General features: G+C 65.5%; 11 protein-coding genes and 2 rRNA genes. 6 read left to right on the top strand and 7 right to left on the bottom strand.

From position 1 onward, the window contains the following. The first annotated feature begins 93 nt into the window (after window positions 1-93). Together BST44_RS01715 and rrf are read left to right on the top strand one after the other, a co-directional pair. Window positions 94-3,193 (top strand): 23S ribosomal RNA (locus BST44_RS01715). A 92-nt stretch (window positions 3,194-3,285) separates the two neighbouring features. Further along, a 5S ribosomal RNA gene (gene rrf, locus BST44_RS01710) occupies window positions 3,286-3,398 on the top strand. 59 nt (window positions 3,399-3,457) lie between these two features. On the opposite strand, the gene BST44_RS01705 is transcribed toward rrf, so the two are convergent. From BST44_RS01705 to BST44_RS01690, 4 genes are all read right to left on the bottom strand, one after another. Further along, window positions 3,458-3,961 carry a methylated-DNA--[protein]-cysteine S-methyltransferase gene (locus tag BST44_RS01705; RefSeq protein ID WP_083174646.1) on the bottom strand — a complete coding sequence of 168 codons (504 nt, stop codon included), beginning with the start codon at window positions 3,959-3,961 and terminating at the stop codon, window positions 3,458-3,460. After that, window positions 3,958-5,445: a DNA-3-methyladenine glycosylase 2 family protein gene (locus tag BST44_RS01700; RefSeq protein WP_083174644.1), complete on the bottom strand. Its 1,488-nt coding sequence runs from the start codon at window positions 5,443-5,445 to the stop codon at window positions 3,958-3,960. Before BST44_RS01700 ends, BST44_RS01705 begins: the two co-directional genes overlap by 4 nt. A gap of 136 nt (window positions 5,446-5,581) precedes the next feature. Continuing rightward, window positions 5,582-5,962: a hypothetical protein gene (locus BST44_RS01695; RefSeq protein WP_083174643.1), complete on the bottom strand. Its 381-nt coding sequence runs from the start codon at window positions 5,960-5,962 to the stop codon at window positions 5,582-5,584. 68 nt (window positions 5,963-6,030) lie between these two features. Then, complete coding sequence (locus BST44_RS01690; RefSeq protein WP_083174641.1) at window positions 6,031-7,656, bottom strand: adenylate/guanylate cyclase domain-containing protein; 1,626 nt, start codon at window positions 7,654-7,656, stop codon at window positions 6,031-6,033. Window positions 7,657-7,701: 45 nt separating this feature from the next. On the opposite strand from BST44_RS01690, the gene nucS reads away from it, so the two are divergent. Continuing rightward, window positions 7,702-8,373 (top strand): endonuclease NucS, encoded by a 672-nt coding sequence (gene nucS, locus BST44_RS01685; RefSeq protein WP_083174640.1) that lies wholly within the window; start codon window positions 7,702-7,704, stop codon window positions 8,371-8,373. A 22-nt stretch (window positions 8,374-8,395) separates the two neighbouring features. After that, window positions 8,396-8,692 carry an Rv1322 family protein gene (locus BST44_RS01680; protein WP_083174638.1) on the top strand — a complete coding sequence of 99 codons (297 nt, stop codon included), beginning with the start codon at window positions 8,396-8,398 and terminating at the stop codon, window positions 8,690-8,692. A 9-nt stretch (window positions 8,693-8,701) separates the two neighbouring features. On the opposite strand, the gene mce is transcribed toward BST44_RS01680, so the two are convergent. Then, complete coding sequence (gene mce / locus BST44_RS01675; RefSeq protein ID WP_167380143.1) at window positions 8,702-9,169, bottom strand: methylmalonyl-CoA epimerase; 468 nt, start codon at window positions 9,167-9,169, stop codon at window positions 8,702-8,704. An 89-nt stretch (window positions 9,170-9,258) separates the two neighbouring features. Here mce and BST44_RS01670 point away from each other — a divergent pair, with 89 nt between their 5' ends. Both BST44_RS01670 and BST44_RS01665 read left to right on the top strand, forming a co-directional pair. Next, entirely contained in the window at window positions 9,259-10,440 is a 1,182-nt protein-coding gene (locus BST44_RS01670; protein ID WP_083174635.1) for an acetyl-CoA C-acetyltransferase, read from the top strand. A gap of 177 nt (window positions 10,441-10,617) precedes the next feature. Next, window positions 10,618-11,532: a tetratricopeptide repeat protein gene (locus BST44_RS01665; protein WP_083174633.1), complete on the top strand. Its 915-nt coding sequence runs from the start codon at window positions 10,618-10,620 to the stop codon at window positions 11,530-11,532. Between the two features lie 81 nt (window positions 11,533-11,613). On the opposite strand, the gene glgB is transcribed toward BST44_RS01665, so the two are convergent. After that, window positions 11,614-13,809 carry a 1,4-alpha-glucan branching protein GlgB gene (glgB, locus tag BST44_RS01660; protein WP_083174631.1) on the bottom strand — a complete coding sequence of 732 codons (2,196 nt, stop codon included), beginning with the start codon at window positions 13,807-13,809 and terminating at the stop codon, window positions 11,614-11,616. Between the two features lies 1 nt (window position 13,810). Continuing rightward, window positions 13,811-15,925 (bottom strand): alpha-1,4-glucan--maltose-1-phosphate maltosyltransferase, encoded by a 2,115-nt coding sequence (locus BST44_RS01655; protein ID WP_083174762.1) that lies wholly within the window; start codon window positions 15,923-15,925, stop codon window positions 13,811-13,813. Window positions 15,926-15,957: the final 32 nt, after the last annotated feature.

The following is a 15,957-nucleotide window of genomic DNA, read 5'->3' as shown; positions in this document are numbered from 1 at the left end:
TGGATAGTGGTTGCGAGCATCTAAACGGATGCGTGGCCGGCAACGGTGGCGTGTTCGTTGAAATGTGTAATTTCTTTTTTGGTTTTTGTGTGTAAGTAAGTGTTTAAGGGCGCATGGTGGATGCCTTGGCATCGAGAGCCGATGAAGGACGTGGGAGGCTGCGATATGCCTCGGGGAGCTGTCAACCGAGCATTGATCCGAGGATTTCCGAATGGGGAAACCCAGCACGAGTGATGTCGTGTTACCCGCATCTGAATATATAGGGTGTGGGAGGTAACGCGGGGAAGTGAAACATCTCAGTACCCGTAGGAGAAGAAAACAATTGTGATTCCGTTAGTAGTGGCGAGCGAAAGCGGAACAGGCTAAACCGCATGCATGGATAACCGGGTAGGGGTTGTGTGTGCGGGGTTGTGGGATTGATATGTCTCAGCTCTACCTGGCTGAGGGGTAGTCAGAAAGTGTCGTGGTTAGCGGAAGTGGCCTGGGACGGCCCGCCGTAGACGGTGAAAGCCCGGTACGCGAAAACCCGGCACCTACCTTGTATCAACACCCGAGTAGCAGCGGGCCCGTGGAATCTGCTGTGAATCTGCCGGGACCACCCGGTAAGCCTAAATACTTCTCGATGACCGATAGCGGATTAGTACCGTGAGGGAATGGTGAAAAGTACCCCGGGAGGGGAGTGAAAGAGTACCTGAAACCGTGTGCCTACAATCCGTCAGAGCCTCCTTGTGGGGTGATGGCGTGCCTTTTGAAGAATGAGCCTGCGAGTCAGGGACACGTCGCGAGGTTAACCCGTGCGGGGTAGCCGCAGCGAAAGCGAGTCTGAATAGGGCGCATCCCCTTTGGGGTGTAGTGGCGTGTTCTGGACCCGAAGCGGAGTGATCTACCCATGGCCAGGGTGAAGCGCGGGTAAGACCGCGTGGAGGCCCGAACCCACTTAGGTTGAAGACTGAGGGGATGAGCTGTGGGTAGGGGTGAAAGGCCAATCAAACTCCGTGATAGCTGGTTCTCCCCGAAATGCATTTAGGTGCAGCGTTACGTGTTTCACCACGGAGGTAGAGCTACTGGATGGCCGATGGGCCCTACTAGGTTACTGACGTCAGCCAAACTCCGAATGCCGTGGTGTATAGCGTGGCAGTGAGACGGCGGGGGATAAGCTCCGTGCGTCGAGAGGGAAACAGCCCAGATCGCCGGCTAAGGCCCCTAAGCGTGTGCTAAGTGGAAAAGGATGTGCAGTCGCAGAGACAACCAGGAGGTTGGCTTAGAAGCAGCCACCCTTGAAAGAGTGCGTAATAGCTCACTGGTCAAGTGATTGTGCGCCGATAATGTAGCGGGGCTCAAGCACACCGCCGAAGCCGCGGCAACCGCAAGGTTGGGTAGGGGAGCGTCCCCCATGCAGCGAAGCTACCGGGTAACCGGTGGTGGAGTTTGGGGGAGTGAGAATGCAGGCATGAGTAGCGATAAGGCAAGTGAGAACCTTGCCCGCCGTAAGACCAAGGGTTCCTGGGCCAGGCCAGTCCGCCCAGGGTGAGTCGGGACCTAAGGCGAGGCCGACAGGCGTAGTCGATGGACAACGGGTTGATATTCCCGTACCCGTGTGTGGGCGTCCCTGATGAATCAGCGGTACTAACCACCCAAAACCGGATCGACCATTCCCCTTCGGGGGCGTGGAGTTTCGGGGCTGCGTGGAACCTTCGCTGGTAGTAGTCAAGCAATGGGGTGACGCAGGAAGGTAGCCGTACCAGTCAGTGGTAATACTGGGGCAAGCCTGTAGGGAGAGCGATAGGCAAATCCGTCGCTCATTAATCCTGAGAGGTGATGCATAGCCGATTGAGGTGAATTCGGTGATCCTCTGCTGCCAAGAAAAGCCTCTAGCGAGCACACACACGGCCCGTACCCCAAACCAACACAGGTGGTCAGGTAGAGCATACCAAGGCGTACGAGATAACTATGGTTAAGGAACTCGGCAAAATGCCCCCGTAACTTCGGGAGAAGGGGGGCCGAAATACCGTGAACACCCTTGCGGTGGGAGCGGGATTCGGCCGCAGAAACCAGTGGGTAGCGACTGTTTACTAAAAACACAGGTCCGTGCGAAGTCGCAAGACGATGTATACGGACTGACGCCTGCCCGGTGCTGGAAGGTTAAGAGGACCCGTTAACCGTAAGGTGAAGCGGAGAATTTAAGCCCCAGTAAACGGCGGTGGTAACTATAACCATCCTAAGGTAGCGAAATTCCTTGTCGGGTAAGTTCCGACCTGCACGAATGGCGTAACGACTTCCCAACTGTCTCAACCATAGACTCGGCGAAATTGCACTACGAGTAAAGATGCTCGTTACGCGCGGCAGGACGAAAAGACCCCGGGACCTTCACTACAACTTGGTATTGGTGTTCGGTACGGTTTGTGTAGGATAGGTGGGAGACTGTGAAACCCCAACGCCAGTTGGGGCGGAGTCGTTGTTGAAATACCACTCTGATCGTATTGGACACCTAACGTCGAACCCTTATCGGGTTCACGGACAGTGCCTGGCGGGTAGTTTAACTGGGGCGGTTGCCTCCTAAAATGTAACGGAGGCGCCCAAAGGTTCCCTCAACCTGGACGGCAATCAGGTGTTGAGTGTAAGTGCACAAGGGAGCTTGACTGCGAGACTTACAAGTCAAGCAGGGACGAAAGTCGGGACTAGTGATCCGGCACCCCCGAGTGGAAGGGGTGTCGCTCAACGGATAAAAGGTACCCCGGGGATAACAGGCTGATCTTCCCCAAGAGTCCATATCGACGGGATGGTTTGGCACCTCGATGTCGGCTCGTCGCATCCTGGGGCTGGAGCAGGTCCCAAGGGTTGGGCTGTTCGCCCATTAAAGCGGCACGCGAGCTGGGTTTAGAACGTCGTGAGACAGTTCGGTCTCTATCCGCCGCGCGCGTCAGAAACTTGAGGAAACCTGTCCCTAGTACGAGAGGACCGGGACGGACGAACCTCTGGTATACCAGTTGTTCCACCAGGGGCACCGCTGGATAGCCACGTTCGGACAGGATAACCGCTGAAAGCATCTAAGCGGGAAACCTTCTCCAAGATCAGGTTTCTCACCCTTTTAGAGGGATAAGGCCCCCCGCAGACTACGGGTTCGATAGGCCAGACCTGGAAGCTCAGCAATGAGTGCAGGGAACTGGCACTAACCGGCCGAAAACTTACCAACACACAATCGCAACCACTTTTCAGTCCCAGCGACTCTTTAGTCGCAGGACGCTCTGACGCCACACCCCCCACCGAAACAAATTTAAATAGAGTTACGGCGGCCACAGCGACAGGGAAACGCCCGGTCCCATTCCGAACCCGGAAGCTAAGCCTGTCAGCGCCGATGATACTGCCCTCTCGGGTGGAAAAGTAGGACACCGCCGAACATACACAAAAACACCCCCGGCAACGGGGGTGTTTTTGCATTCGCGGGAGCCGCGTATCTCTAATCGAACAATGTCAATGCCGCATTCGCGGATGCGCGTTTCCTCTCCAGCGCGAGCAGGGTCCGCTTTCGGTCGAGCCCGCCGCCGTAACCTGTGAGATTTCCATTGGCGCCGATGACCCGATGGCAGGGGACGACTATCGCAATGGGATTGTGGCCGTTGGCCAATCCCACGGCGCGCGCGGAACCGGCGGCGCCGATCTGTTCCGCGATTGCTCCGTACGACCTCGTCTCGCCGTAAGGAATTGTCTGGAGTGCCCGCCACACGCGCCGCTGGAATTGGGAGCCGCGCAGATCGAATGGGAAATCGAACTCGGTCAGGTCCCCCGCGAAATAGGCGTTGAGTTGTTCGGTCGCCGCATTGAATGCCGTCGGATTGGGCGTCCAGCCGGTGCGGCTCGGTTCGTAGGTCTGGTCGACCATCCGAAGCATGGTCAGCACCGAGTCCTGGCCGGCCAGGGTCAGCGGCCCGATCGGGCTGTCGATGGTGCGGTACTCGATCATGCGACCTCCTGTGGTGGCCATTGGTTAACGGGGTGCACGAGGGTCGTCCACAGGTATTGGGTGGCGTAAGAACGCCAGGGTCGCCAGCGGACGGCATGCGCGACGAGGGCCCGTTCGTCGCTCGGCAAGCCCAGCTGCTGTGCGGCCAGGCGGGCGCCAAGATCGGTGGCGGGGAAGGCATCCGGGTCACCGAGGCCGCGCATCGCAATCACCTCCGCGGTCCAGGGTCCCACGCCGGGCAGGTCCAGCAACTGCTTGCGCGCGGCCTCCCAGTCGCTCCCGCTGTCGAGGACGATGCTGCCGTCGGCGAGGCCGGCGACGAGTGCGCTCAGGGTCCGTTGGCGAGCTTTCGGGACCGCCAAGTGGATGGGGTCGATCTCCGCAAGTTGCTCCACGGACGGGAAGGTGTGGGTCAGCCCGCCGTCGGGGTCGGCGATTGGCTGCCCGTAGGCCGCGACGAGACGACCGGCGTGGGTGCTGGCCGCTTTGGTGGAGACCTGCTGGCCCAGCACGGCGCGCACGGCCAGCTCTGCCTCATCGACGGTGCGTGGGATGCGTTGTCCGGGAGCCTTTCCCACGACCGGACGCAGGTGCGGGTCGTCGGACAGCGCGTGGTCCACCGCTTCGGGGTCGGCGTCGAGATCCAGCAGCCGTCGGCAACGGGCGATCGCCGTCGTCAGGTCACGAAAGTCGGCCAGCACCAGCGCGCAGCGGACGTGATCGACGGCCGGGGTCAGGCTGACAACGGCGCTGCCGAACGGAAGGCGCAGGCTCCGTCGATATGCCCCGCCGCGGATCTCCTCGCAGCCGCGCACGGTGCCGGCGGCCAGGTGACCGAAGACACCCTCATAGGCGAACGGGGCACGCACCGGCAACCGCAGGCGGACCGTCCCAGCCGCGGCGCCGTCGGACGCGGACCCGACCGCCGCGCGCCGGCGCAGTTCCGTCGGCGTGTTCTCGAACACCAGGCGCACGGTGTCGTTGAACTGACGGATGCTGGAAAACCCCGACGCGAACGCGACGTCCCCGAACGGCAGGTCCGTGGTCTCGATGAGCACGCGGGCCGTCTGCGCCCGTTGCGCGCGGGCGAGCGCGAGGGGGCCCGCCCCCACCTCTGCCTGCAACAGCCGTTCGAGCTGGCGGGTGGTGTAGCCCAGGTGGGCCGCCAGGCCGCCGACTCCTTCGCGATCCACCGTGCCGTCGGCGATCAACCGCATCGTCCGCGCGACGACGTCACCACGCACGTTCCACTCCGGCGACCCGGGGGACGCGTCGGGACGGCACCGCTTACATGCGCGGAATCCAGCCCGTTGGGCCGCGGCGGCCGTCGGATAGAACCGCACGTTGCGGGCGAACGGCGGCCGCACCGGGCAGCTGGGCCGGCAATAGATGCGGGTGGTCAGCACCGCCGTGACGAACCAGCCGTCGAACCGGGCGTCCTTGGACTGGACGGCGCGGTAGCAGCGTTCGAAGTCGTCGTGCACGCTTCAAGACTTACACCCGCGCCCCGACAAAACTGGCGGAAAAGCGACATGGCGGTGGGCTCTGCGAAAGATGCCGCTGTTGGTGCGGGAGACGGCTCCCGCACCAACAGCCCAACGTCGCGATGGGCCCGGGGGTTTACGGGGCGGGAGGGGTGCCCACGCAGACACCACCGGCGCAGGCGCCCGCGCCGCCGGGTCCAGCGGACGCCCCGGCGCCCGGCACGCCCGCGCTCGCCCCACCGGGGCCGGCGCCGGCGCCGGAACCACCGGGGCCGGCGGTCGTAGCGCCACCTGGTCCGGTCGCCGGACCGCCGCCGCCCGGCGCTCCGGGAGTCGTGGCCGCCGGCGCCGTGGTGGTGACGCTGGCCGGCGTCGTGACGGTCGTGGTGACCGTCGAAGTCGTGGGGTTCTTGTTGTTGTTGCTCGAGCCGCAACCCGCGGTCAACGAACTCAGGGCGATCGCCGCGGCGATGCCCGCGGCGACGGAAACACGGCGGGCAGTTGCACTACCGGTCATGTCAACACCAATCTCTCGAGGGGCGATGTCCTAATCCCCTTACCCACTCGGCCCCGAAATCAATCGCGTCAGGCCGACGCGTCGACGGCCTCGGCGGGCGAAGCCAGCCGGGTGGGACGCTCGTGCCCGCGCAAGGTCACGGTGTCGCCCAGAGACCAACGGGCGCGCTCGCTGTCGCTTGCACCCTCCAGGGCATCGGCCGTGGCGAGCAGGCGCCCCGGGTACGACTTGGCGAGCTCGCACAGCCGGGAAGCCTCGTTGACCGGCCCGCCGATCACCGTGTATTCGAAGCGTTCCCTGGCGCCGACGTTCCCCGCGACGACTTGCCCCGCCGCCACGCCGATCCCGGCCTGGCACTCCTCGATTTCGTTGTCCAGCCGCTCGGCGATACTGCGCGCGGCGGCCAGCGCCTGTTCTTCCGGGCGATCCAGACGATTCGGGGCCCCGAACACCGCCAGCGTCGCATCGCCCTCGAACTTGTTGACCAGCCCGCAGTGTCGGTCCACCTCTTCGACGACGATCGCGAAAAATCGGTTGAGCATCTGCACGACCTCTGCGGCGGGCCGGCTCGTCACCAGCTTGGTGGATCCGACGATGTCGATGAAAACGACTGCGACGTGGCGCTCTTCGCCGCCGAGCTTCGGTTTTTCCCGCTCGGCGGCCAGGGCGACCTCACGGCCGACATGCCGGCCGAAGAGGTCGCGAACCCGTTCGCGCTCGCGCAGCCCGTCGACCATCGCGTTGAAACCGCGTTGCAGCTCGCCGAGTTCGGTGCCGTCGAAGACCACCAGGTCACCGCGCAGATCACCCCGCTCGACGCGGCGGAGCGCCGTACGGACCACGCGCACCGGAGTCGCGGTGAGCCAGGCGAGGATCCACATCAACAGGCACCCGAAGGTCACCGTGGCAATCGACACCATCAGGACGCCGACCGCGAACTGGGTTTCGGTGAGGTTGCGCATCAGGGCCTGGAACCCCGCCAGGAAGGCGATGCCGAGGACCGGCAGGCCGGAGCCGAGGAACCAGACCACCATGGTCCGGCCCATGATGCCGGAGGCGAAACGCCGCGGCGGTGGGCCGGCTTCGAGTGCCTGCGCGGCCGCCGGGCGCAGCGCGAACTCGGCGAGCAGGTAACTGCCGGTGGCGACCAGGATGCCGCAGATGCCCACCGCGATCAGGAAGCGCGGGATGAACAGCGTGTTGACCAGGCCGTAGAGCGTCGTCAGCACGATCGCCCCGACGCCCCACAAAATGAGGTCGAAGCGGGCGATCCGCCAGGGGGCCAGGAAGGTGTTGCGCTCGTCTTCCTCGGTCGGCGCGCGTTCCTCGATCGCCCAGCGCAGGGCGACTACGGTCCGGCGGGTGATCCAGTACGTGCCCACCGCGAGCGCCAGCGCGATGTAGGCCGGTGACGCCGCGAAGGTGATCCACCACGGCGCGTCGTCGAACACGCTGGGCTGGGGAATGGCGACGGTGACCAGGAGCAGCGCGACGACGATGCCGATCAGGTTGGCGCCCAAGACCAGCACGGTCAGGATGACCTGGATGCGGATGCGACGACGTCGCTGGCTCTCGGTGACCCGTCCCAACAACAGCGAGCCGTACGCCGGGGTCTCCGGCAGCCGGCCGCTCTGACGGGTGACCGTCTCGAGCACCCGTCCGATGCGTTTCGCCAGGCTCTGATTGGCCGACATGGTGGCGTCAGCCTAATTTGTCGGCCAGGCTCTAAGGTGAGTCGGGTGCGTCTAGTGATCGCCCAGTGCACCGTCGACTACGTCGGCCGGCTCACCGCACATCTCCCGTCGGCCCGCAGGTTGCTGCTGTTCAAGGCCGACGGATCGGTCAGCGTGCACGCCGACGACCGCGCCTACAAGCCGTTGAACTGGATGAGCCCGCCCTGCTGGCTCACCGAGGAGCCCGGCGACCGAGCCCCCGTCTGGGTCGTGCAGAACAAGGCCGGCGAGCAGCTGCGGATCACCGTCGAGGAGGTGGAGCACGACTCCAGCCATGACCTGGGCGTCGACCCCGGATTGGTCAAGGACGGCGTGGAGGCCCACCTGCAGGCGTTGCTCGCCGAGCACGTGCAACTGCTCGGCGAGGGCTACACGCTGGTCCGTCGCGAATACATGACCGCCATCGGGCCCGTCGACCTGCTGTGCCGGGACGAACAGGGCGGGTCCGTCGCGGTGGAGATCAAGCGGCGCGGCGAGATCGACGGCGTCGAACAGCTCACCCGCTACCTCGAGCTGCTCAATCGCGACAGCGTGCTGGCCCCGGTGAGGGGAGTGTTCGCGGCCCAGCAGATCAAGCCGCAAGCGCGCACCCTGGCCACCGACCGCGGGATCCGCTGCATCACATTGGATTACGACAAGATGCGGGGGATGGACAGCGACGAATACCGGCTGTTCTGAGGCTCGCCGTTACGCTGGCGGTATGGCTCGGCGCCGCAACCCGCCACGTCGGCAGCGGCCGTTGTCGCCGCCACCGGCCACGCGCCGCGTCGAGGTGGGACCCGATGGCCACGAGTACGAAGTGCGCGCAGTCGCGGCGGCCCGCGCGGTCAAGACCTACCGCTGCCCCGGTTGCGACCACGAAATACGCGCGGGCACCGCACATCTGGTGGTGTGGCCGACCGATTCGACGGTCGGGGGAGCAGACGATCGACGGCACTGGCACGTCCCGTGCTGGAGCCACCGCGGCACCCGCGGGCCGACCAGAAGGTGGTGGTGATCGCCGTTTTCAGGCAGCCGGTTCCACCAGCTCGATGAGGACGCCGCCGGCGTCCTTGGGGTGGATGAAGTTGATCCGCGAGTTTGCCGTGCCGCGGCGGGGCGCGTCGTAGATGAGGCGGATGCCCTGAGAGCGCAGGTGCTCGATCACGCTGTCGAGGTCGCTCACCCGAACCGCCATCTGCTGGATACCGGGCCCGCGCTTGTCGAGGAACCTGGCGATGGTCGAGGAGTCGTCGATCGGGGCCATCAGCTGAATCTGGGCGGTGCCGGCCGGGGCGCCGCGCACGGCGAGCATGGCTTCGCGGATTCCCTGGTCCTCGTTGACTTCCTCGTGCATCAGGTCCATGCCGAGGTGGTCGTGGTACCAGGCGATCGCCGCGTCCAGGTCGGCGACAGCGATGCCGACGTGATCGATCGCCGTCACCAGCGCGGAGGCCAGGACCTGACGGGCGTCAACTTGATCGGTCGTCATCACATAAAGGTAACCTGGCGGCAAAGATTGCGCTTCTCCGGGAGTCCGAATAGGCCGCCCAGGGACGCCTCAACAGGCCTGAGGAGATAGTCATGACGACGTCGGTGATCGTTGCTGGAGCGCGCACGCCGATCGGCAAATTGATGGGTTCGCTGAAGGATTTCTCGGCCAGCGATTTAGGTGCGATCGCGATCGCCGGCGCGCTGGAGAAGGCCAACGTGCCCGCTTCGGCGGTCGAGTACGTGATCATGGGCCAGGTCTTGACTGCGGGCGCCGGCCAGATGCCCGCCCGCCAGGCGGCAGTAGCGGCCGGGATCGGCTGGGACGTACCCGCGCTGACCATCAACAAGATGTGCCTGTCCGGCATCGACGCCATCGCGCTCGCTGACCAGCTCATTCGCGCCGGCGAGTTCGACGTGGTGGTGGCCGGCGGGCAGGAGTCGATGACCAAGGCGCCGCATTTGCTGATGGACAGCCGGGCGGGTTACAAGTACGGCGACGTCACGGTCCTGGACCACATGGCCTACGACGGCCTGCACGATGTGTTCACCGACCAGCCGATGGGCGCGCTCACCGAGCAACGCAACGACGTCGACAAATTCACCCGCCAGGAGCAGGACGAGTTCGCTGCGCGATCGCATCAGAAGGCCGCCGCCGCATGGAAGGACGGCGTCTTCGCCGACGAAGTGGTGCCGGTCAACATCCCTCAGCGCAAGGGTGATCCGTTGCAGTTCACCGAGGACGAGGGCATCCGCGCCAATACCACCGCCGAGTCCCTGGCCGGCCTCAAACCGGCCTTCCGCCGCGATGGCACCATCACCGCCGGTTCGGCGTCGCAGATCTCCGACGGGGCCGCGGCCGTGGTGGTGATGAACAGGATGAAGGCGGAGGAGTTGGGGCTCAACTGGCTGGTCGAGATCGGCGCGCACGGTGTCGTCGCCGGACCGGACTCCACCCTGCAGTCGCAGCCGGCCAACGCGATCAAGAAGGCACTCAGCCGCGAGGGGATCTCGGTTGACCAGCTCGACGTCGTGGAGATCAACGAGGCCTTCTCGGCGGTGGCGCTCGCCTCGACCCGCGAACTCGGCCTGGACCCCGACATCGTCAATGTCAACGGCGGGGCGATCGCGGTCGGGCATCCCATTGGCATGTCGGGCGCGCGGATCACGCTGCATGCCGCCCTGGAACTGGCCCGGCGCGGCTCCGGCTACGGAGTGGCGGCACTGTGTGGGGCGGGCGGGCAGGGCGACGCGTTGATCCTGCGGGCGAAGTAGCGGGTGCCGACGGCCGCTCCGACGTTGCTGGCGTGACGCGTACCGGTATTTTTGTGATCTTCGTCATACATCGCCACGCGGGGCCCAGTTGGGGGCGCTTCTGCGGCGGCGAGCCGGTCCGCCAGCGTCTCGCCACCGGGTGGATAGCTCGCCGATGCGCATGACAAACTTGACGGCGTGACCCGTCCGCGACCCTCGATTGGCCCCGCGCTGGCTGGTGCGGTCGACTTGTCCGGCCTCAAGGCGCGGGCCCAGCAGCAGCCCGCCGGCGCAACCGGTGGCGGCGCGACACCGGCTGCCGACGGTGGCGTTTCCGCGATCACCGAGGCCAATTTCGAGAGCGACGTGCTGCTCCGATCCGAAGAAGTGCCCGTCGTGGTGCTGCTGTGGTCGCCGCGCAGCGAGGCGTGTGTCCAGCTCGTCGACGTCCTGGCCGGCCTGGCCGCCGAGGACGACGGCAAGTGGTCGCTGGCGACGGTCAACGTCGACGTGGCGCCCCGGGTGGCCCAGATCTTCGGTGTCGAGGCGGTGCCGACCGTCGTCGCATTGGCCGCCGGGCAGCCGCTGTCCAGTTTCCAGGGCATGCAACCGCCCGAGCAGTTGCGCGGCTGGGTGGACTCACTTCTCTCGGCCACGGCCGGGAAACTCAGGGGCCCAAGCAACTCCGGGGAATCCGGTGAGGTCGACCCGGAGCTGGCCGCGGCCCGCGAGCAGCTGGAGGCGGGCAACTTCGACGCCGCCAGGGCTGCGTATCAAGCGATACTGGACGCCGATCCGGGCAGTGCCGAAGCCAAGGGCGCCATCCGACAGATCGACTTCCTCACGCGCGCGACTGCCCATTCGCCGGACGCTCTCGCCGCCGCCGACGCGGCACCGGACGACATCGATGCCGCCTTCGCCGCCGCCGACGTGCAAATCCTCAACCAGGACGTCGGTGCGGCGTTCGAACGCCTGATTGCGTTGGTGCGCAGGACGTCCGGGGACGAGCGCACCCGGGTGCGCACTCGGGTGATCGAACTCTTCGAACTCTTCGATCCGGCGGACCCCGAGGTCATCGCCGGTCGCCGCAATCTCGCCAACGCGCTCTACTGAGTTCTCGGTCGGCGAGCAGACGCAAAATCGCACCCGTGCTGGCGTTCTAGCGCGATTTTGCGTCTGCTCGCGCGGTGCTATCTACTCGGGCTCCAGCCAGAGGGCCGAGTTGGGCGGCAGCACCAGCACCGCGGAGGCCGGCCGGCCATGCCACGGGTCCTCGGTGGCGTCGACGCCACCCATGTTGCCGATGCCGGTGCCGTTGTACTCGGTGGCATCGGTGTTCAGCGCTTCGCGCCAGCGGCCGGCGGACGGCAGGCCGAGTCGGTAGCCGCTGTGTTCGCTGCCCGCGAAGTTGAACACGCACGCCATGACCGAGCCGTCGCTGCCGTACCGCAAAAAGCTCAACACGTTGTTGGCCGAGTCGTTGGCGTCGATCCACGAGTATCCGTCGGGGATGGTGTCCTGGCTCCACAGCGCCGGGCGGCCGCGGTAGATGGCGTTGATGTCGCGCACCAGCCGCAGGACACCGTTGGAGAAGCCCTGCTCGTCGAGCTGCCACCAATCCAGGCCGCGTTCCTCGGACCATTCGGCGCGCTGGCCGAATTCCTGCCCCATGAAGAGCAATTGCTTGCCGGGGTGCGCCCACTGATAGGCGAGCAGGCTGCGCAGCCCGGCGGCCTTGACGTGGTTGTTGCCCGGCATCCGCCCCCACAGCGTGCCCTTGCCGTGCACAACCTCGTCGTGGCTGATCGGCAGCACGTAGTTCTCGCTGAACGCGTAGAGCATCGAAAACGTCATCTCGTGATGGTGGAAGCTGCGGTAGATCGGATCGCGGCTGATGTAGTCGAGCGTGTCGTGCATCCAGCCCATGTTCCACTTCATCGAGAAGCCAAGTCCGCCAAGGTTTGTCGGGCGGGTGACGCCGGGCCACGACGTCGACTCCTCGGCGATGGTGACGATGCCGGGCGCGGACTTGTGCACCGTGGCGTTCATCTCCTGCAGGAACTGCACGGCCTCCAGGTTCTCCCGGCCGCCGTAGATGTTCGGCGTCCAGCCGCCCTCGGGCCGTGAGTAATCCAGGTACAGCATGGACGCGACGGCGTCGACCCGTAGGCCGTCGACGTGGTATTCCTCGAGCCAGTACAACGCGTTGGCCACCAGGAAGTTGCGCACCTCGTTGCGGCCGAAGTCGAAGACATAGGTGCCCCAGTCCAACTGCTCGCCACGCTTGGGATCGGAATGCTCGTAGAGCGGGGTGCCGTCGAACCGCCCCAGCGCCCAGGCGTCTTTGGGGAAGTGTGCCGGTACCCAGTCGACGATGACGCCGATGCCGGCGCGGTGCAGCGCGTCCACCAGCGCCCGGAATTCGTCGGGCGTGCCGAAGCGCGATGTCGGCGCGTAGTACGACGTGACCTGGTAGCCCCACGATCCGGCGAACGGGTGCTCGGCGACCGGCAGAAGCTCCACATGGGTGAACCCGTGTTCCACTACATAGTTGGTCAACTCGTCGGTGAGCTGCCGGTAGCCGAGCCCGGGGCGCCACGAGCCCAGGTGAACCTCGTAGGTGCTCATCGGCTCGAACACCGGGTTGCGTTGGGCCCGCTGTTCCATCCACTCGGCGTCCCGCCAGGTGTATTCGCTGCGCGTCACGCGGGAGGCGGTGTGCGGCGGCACTTCGGTGGCGAAGGCCATGGGATCGGCCCGCTCGGTCACCACGCCGTCGGCGCCGTGCACGCGAAACTTGTACAGCCCGTTGATCGGGAAGTCGGGCCAAAACAGCTCCCAGACCCCCGAGGAGCCCAACGACCGCATGGGCGCGTCGCTGCCCGTCCAGCCGTTGAACTCACCGATCAGGCTGACGCCCTTGGCGTTGGGCGCCCACACCGCGAACGACACTCCGTGGACGACACCGTCGGCGGTGGTGAACGAGCGGGGATGCGCGCCAAGGACCTCCCACAGCCGCTCGTGGCGACCCTCGCCGAACAGGAAAAGATCGACCTCGCCCAGGGTGGGTAGAAAGCGGTAGGCGTCGGCGACCGTGTACGGGTCGGAACCCTCGTACGTCACCTGCAGCCGGTAGTCGATCAAATTCACGAACGGCAACGCGATGGCGAACAGGCCGGATTCGATGTGCTGCAGCGGGTAGCGATCCTCACCGACGAGTGCGACCACCTCGACCGCGTGCGGGCGGAACGCCCGGATGACGGTGTGGTCGGCGTACTCGTGGGCCCCCAAGATGCCGTGCGGGTTGTAATGCGTGCCGGCCAGCAGGCGCGACATGTCGGCGGGGTCGGGTGCCAGGTGCGTCGTGGCGAGTTGGTCGGCTCGGCTCATGTCACAATCCCTCCGGTCCGTTCGGTGGTCTACGGAGCAGTGTCGTTCGTGACTCGAGTGGGATCAGTGGCATGTTGATCACATGCGCGACCGCTCGCGCAGGGTCGATACGAACGTAATTGGTTTGCCCCCACTGAAATTCCTGCCCCGTGATTTCGTCGCGCACCCAAAATCGCTCGTAGGGTTCCATACCCAATGCCGCCATATCCAAAAACAGGGTGGCCTCCTCGGCGCCGAACGCGTTGAGCGTCACCACCACCAACACGCAGTCGCCGGTCGCCGGGTCGAACTTGCTGTAGGCCAGCAACGCGTCGTTGTCCACCGCGTGGAAGTGGATGGTGCGCAACTGCTGCAGCGCGGGATGCAGGCGGCGAATCTCGTTGAGGCGCGCGATGAACGGTTCGAGCGACCGCCCCTCGGCCAGAGCGCCTGCGAAGTCGCGGGGCCGCAGTTCGTACTTCTCCGAGTCCAGGTACTCCTCGCTGCCCTCCCGCACGGCGCGGTGCTCGAAGAGCTCGTAGCCCGAATACACGCCCCACGCCGGGGCCATGGTCGCCGCGAGGACCGCGCGGATGGCGAACATGCCTGGGCCGTTGTGCTGCAGAATCGCGTGCAAGATGTCGGGGGTGTTCACGAACAGGTTGGGCCGCCGGAAGTCTGCGGCGGCGGCGATGGCAGCACCGAATTCGATGAGCTCCTGCTTGGCCGTGCGCCAGGTGAAGTAGCTGTAGGACTGGGTGAACCCGAGCTTGGCCAGGCCGTACTGCCGTGCCGGCGGCGTGAAAGCCTCGGACAGGAAAAGCACGTCGGGGTCGATTCCCTTGACCTGCGCGATCAACCACGCCCAGAAGTCCGGCGGCTTGGTGTGCGGGTTGTCGACCCGAAAGAACTTGACGCCGTGATCCATCCAGTGAAGCACGACGCGCAGCACCTCGTCATAGAGGCCCGCCGGGTCATTGTCGAAGTTCAGCGGGTAGATGTCCTGGTATTTCTTCGGCGGGTTCTCCGCATAAGCGATCGTGCCGTCGGGCAACTCAGTGAACCATTCGCGATGTTCCCGCGCCCACGGGTGGTCCGGCGCGCATTGCAGCGCCAGGTCGAGCGCCACCTCCATGCCCAGCTCGCGCGCCGCGGCGACGAAGGCGTCGAAGTCCTCGATGGTCCCCAGCTGCGGGTGGACGGCGTCGTGGCCGCCCTCGTCGCTGCCGATTGCCCACGGAGAACCCACATCTCCGGGCGACGCGGTCGGAGAATTGTTGCGGCCCTTGCGATGTATCTTGCCGATCGGGTGGATCGGCGGCAGGTACACGACATCGAATCCCATTGCCGCGATGCGGGGAAGCTGGGCGGCCGCCGTGGCGAACGTGCCGTGCACCGGTTTGCCGTCGGCGTCCCACCCGCCGGTCGAGCGGGGGAACATCTCATACCAGGAGCCGAAGCGGGCCAGCGGCCGATCGACCCATACGCCGAATTGGTCGCCGCGGGTGACCAGGTCGCGCAGCGGATACTCGGCCAGGATTTCGTCGATCTCCGGCGCCAGGGCCAATGCGGTCCGGGTGACGGGGTCGCCGGGGTTGCGCAACGCGGCGGCGGCCGCGAGCAGCGGGTCGCGCCGCGCACGCGGCACGCCCGTCGCGGCGCGCTCCAACAACGCGGCGCCGACCAACAGGTCATTGGACAGCTCGGTTTCCCCTTGACCGGCCTCAAGCTTGGCCACGAGGCCATGCCGCCAGGACTCGATGGGGTCGCCCCAGCCGTCCACCCGGAAGGTCCACAGGCCGACCCGGTCCGGCGTGAATTGCCCGTGGAAGACGTACGGCTCGACGCCCATCGTCATCGGCAGCAGCAGCGGCTTGACCCGTTGCTGGTCGAGGCTTCCGTCGACCTCGGTGGCGAGCCTCGCGGGCGCCTGAACCGCCTTGATCCGGCGGGTTTCCGTTACCTGCGGATAACGCGGCCCAAGGTAGCGCACGACCAAGGTCGCCGCGACGGCCTCGTGGCCCTCCCGCCACACCGCCGCGCTGACGGGGATCGTCTCACCGACCACGGCCTTGGCGGGATAGGCGCCGCAGGAGACTACCGGTTGGACGTTATCGATCTCGACACGACCAGGCACAACACTCCGTTCCGATTTGCCGGCCTCCGACT

This window comes from Mycobacterium scrofulaceum, from assembly GCF_002086735.1.
GTDB lineage: Bacteria > Actinomycetota > Actinomycetes > Mycobacteriales > Mycobacteriaceae > Mycobacterium > Mycobacterium scrofulaceum.
Note: the sequence above shows the minus strand (reverse complement) of the source record. Positions and strands in the feature narration are given on the sequence as shown.

Bases quoted from the DNA above. Each gene is read 5' to 3' on its own strand.
- glgB (WP_083174631.1), bottom strand. From the start codon at position 13,809: ATGAGCCGAGCCGACCAACTCGCCACGACGCACCTGGCACCCGACCCC.
- BST44_RS01695 (WP_083174643.1), bottom strand. From the start codon at position 5,962: ATGACCGGTAGTGCAACTGCCCGCCGTGTTTCCGTCGCCGCGGGCATC.
- BST44_RS01705 (WP_083174646.1), bottom strand. From the start codon at position 3,961: ATGATCGAGTACCGCACCATCGACAGCCCGATCGGGCCGCTGACCCTG.
- BST44_RS01680 (WP_083174638.1), top strand. From the start codon at position 8,396: ATGGCTCGGCGCCGCAACCCGCCACGTCGGCAGCGGCCGTTGTCGCCG.
- BST44_RS01690 (WP_083174641.1), bottom strand. From the start codon at position 7,656: ATGTCGGCCAATCAGAGCCTGGCGAAACGCATCGGACGGGTGCTCGAG.
- BST44_RS01670 (WP_083174635.1), top strand. From the start codon at position 9,259: ATGACGACGTCGGTGATCGTTGCTGGAGCGCGCACGCCGATCGGCAAA.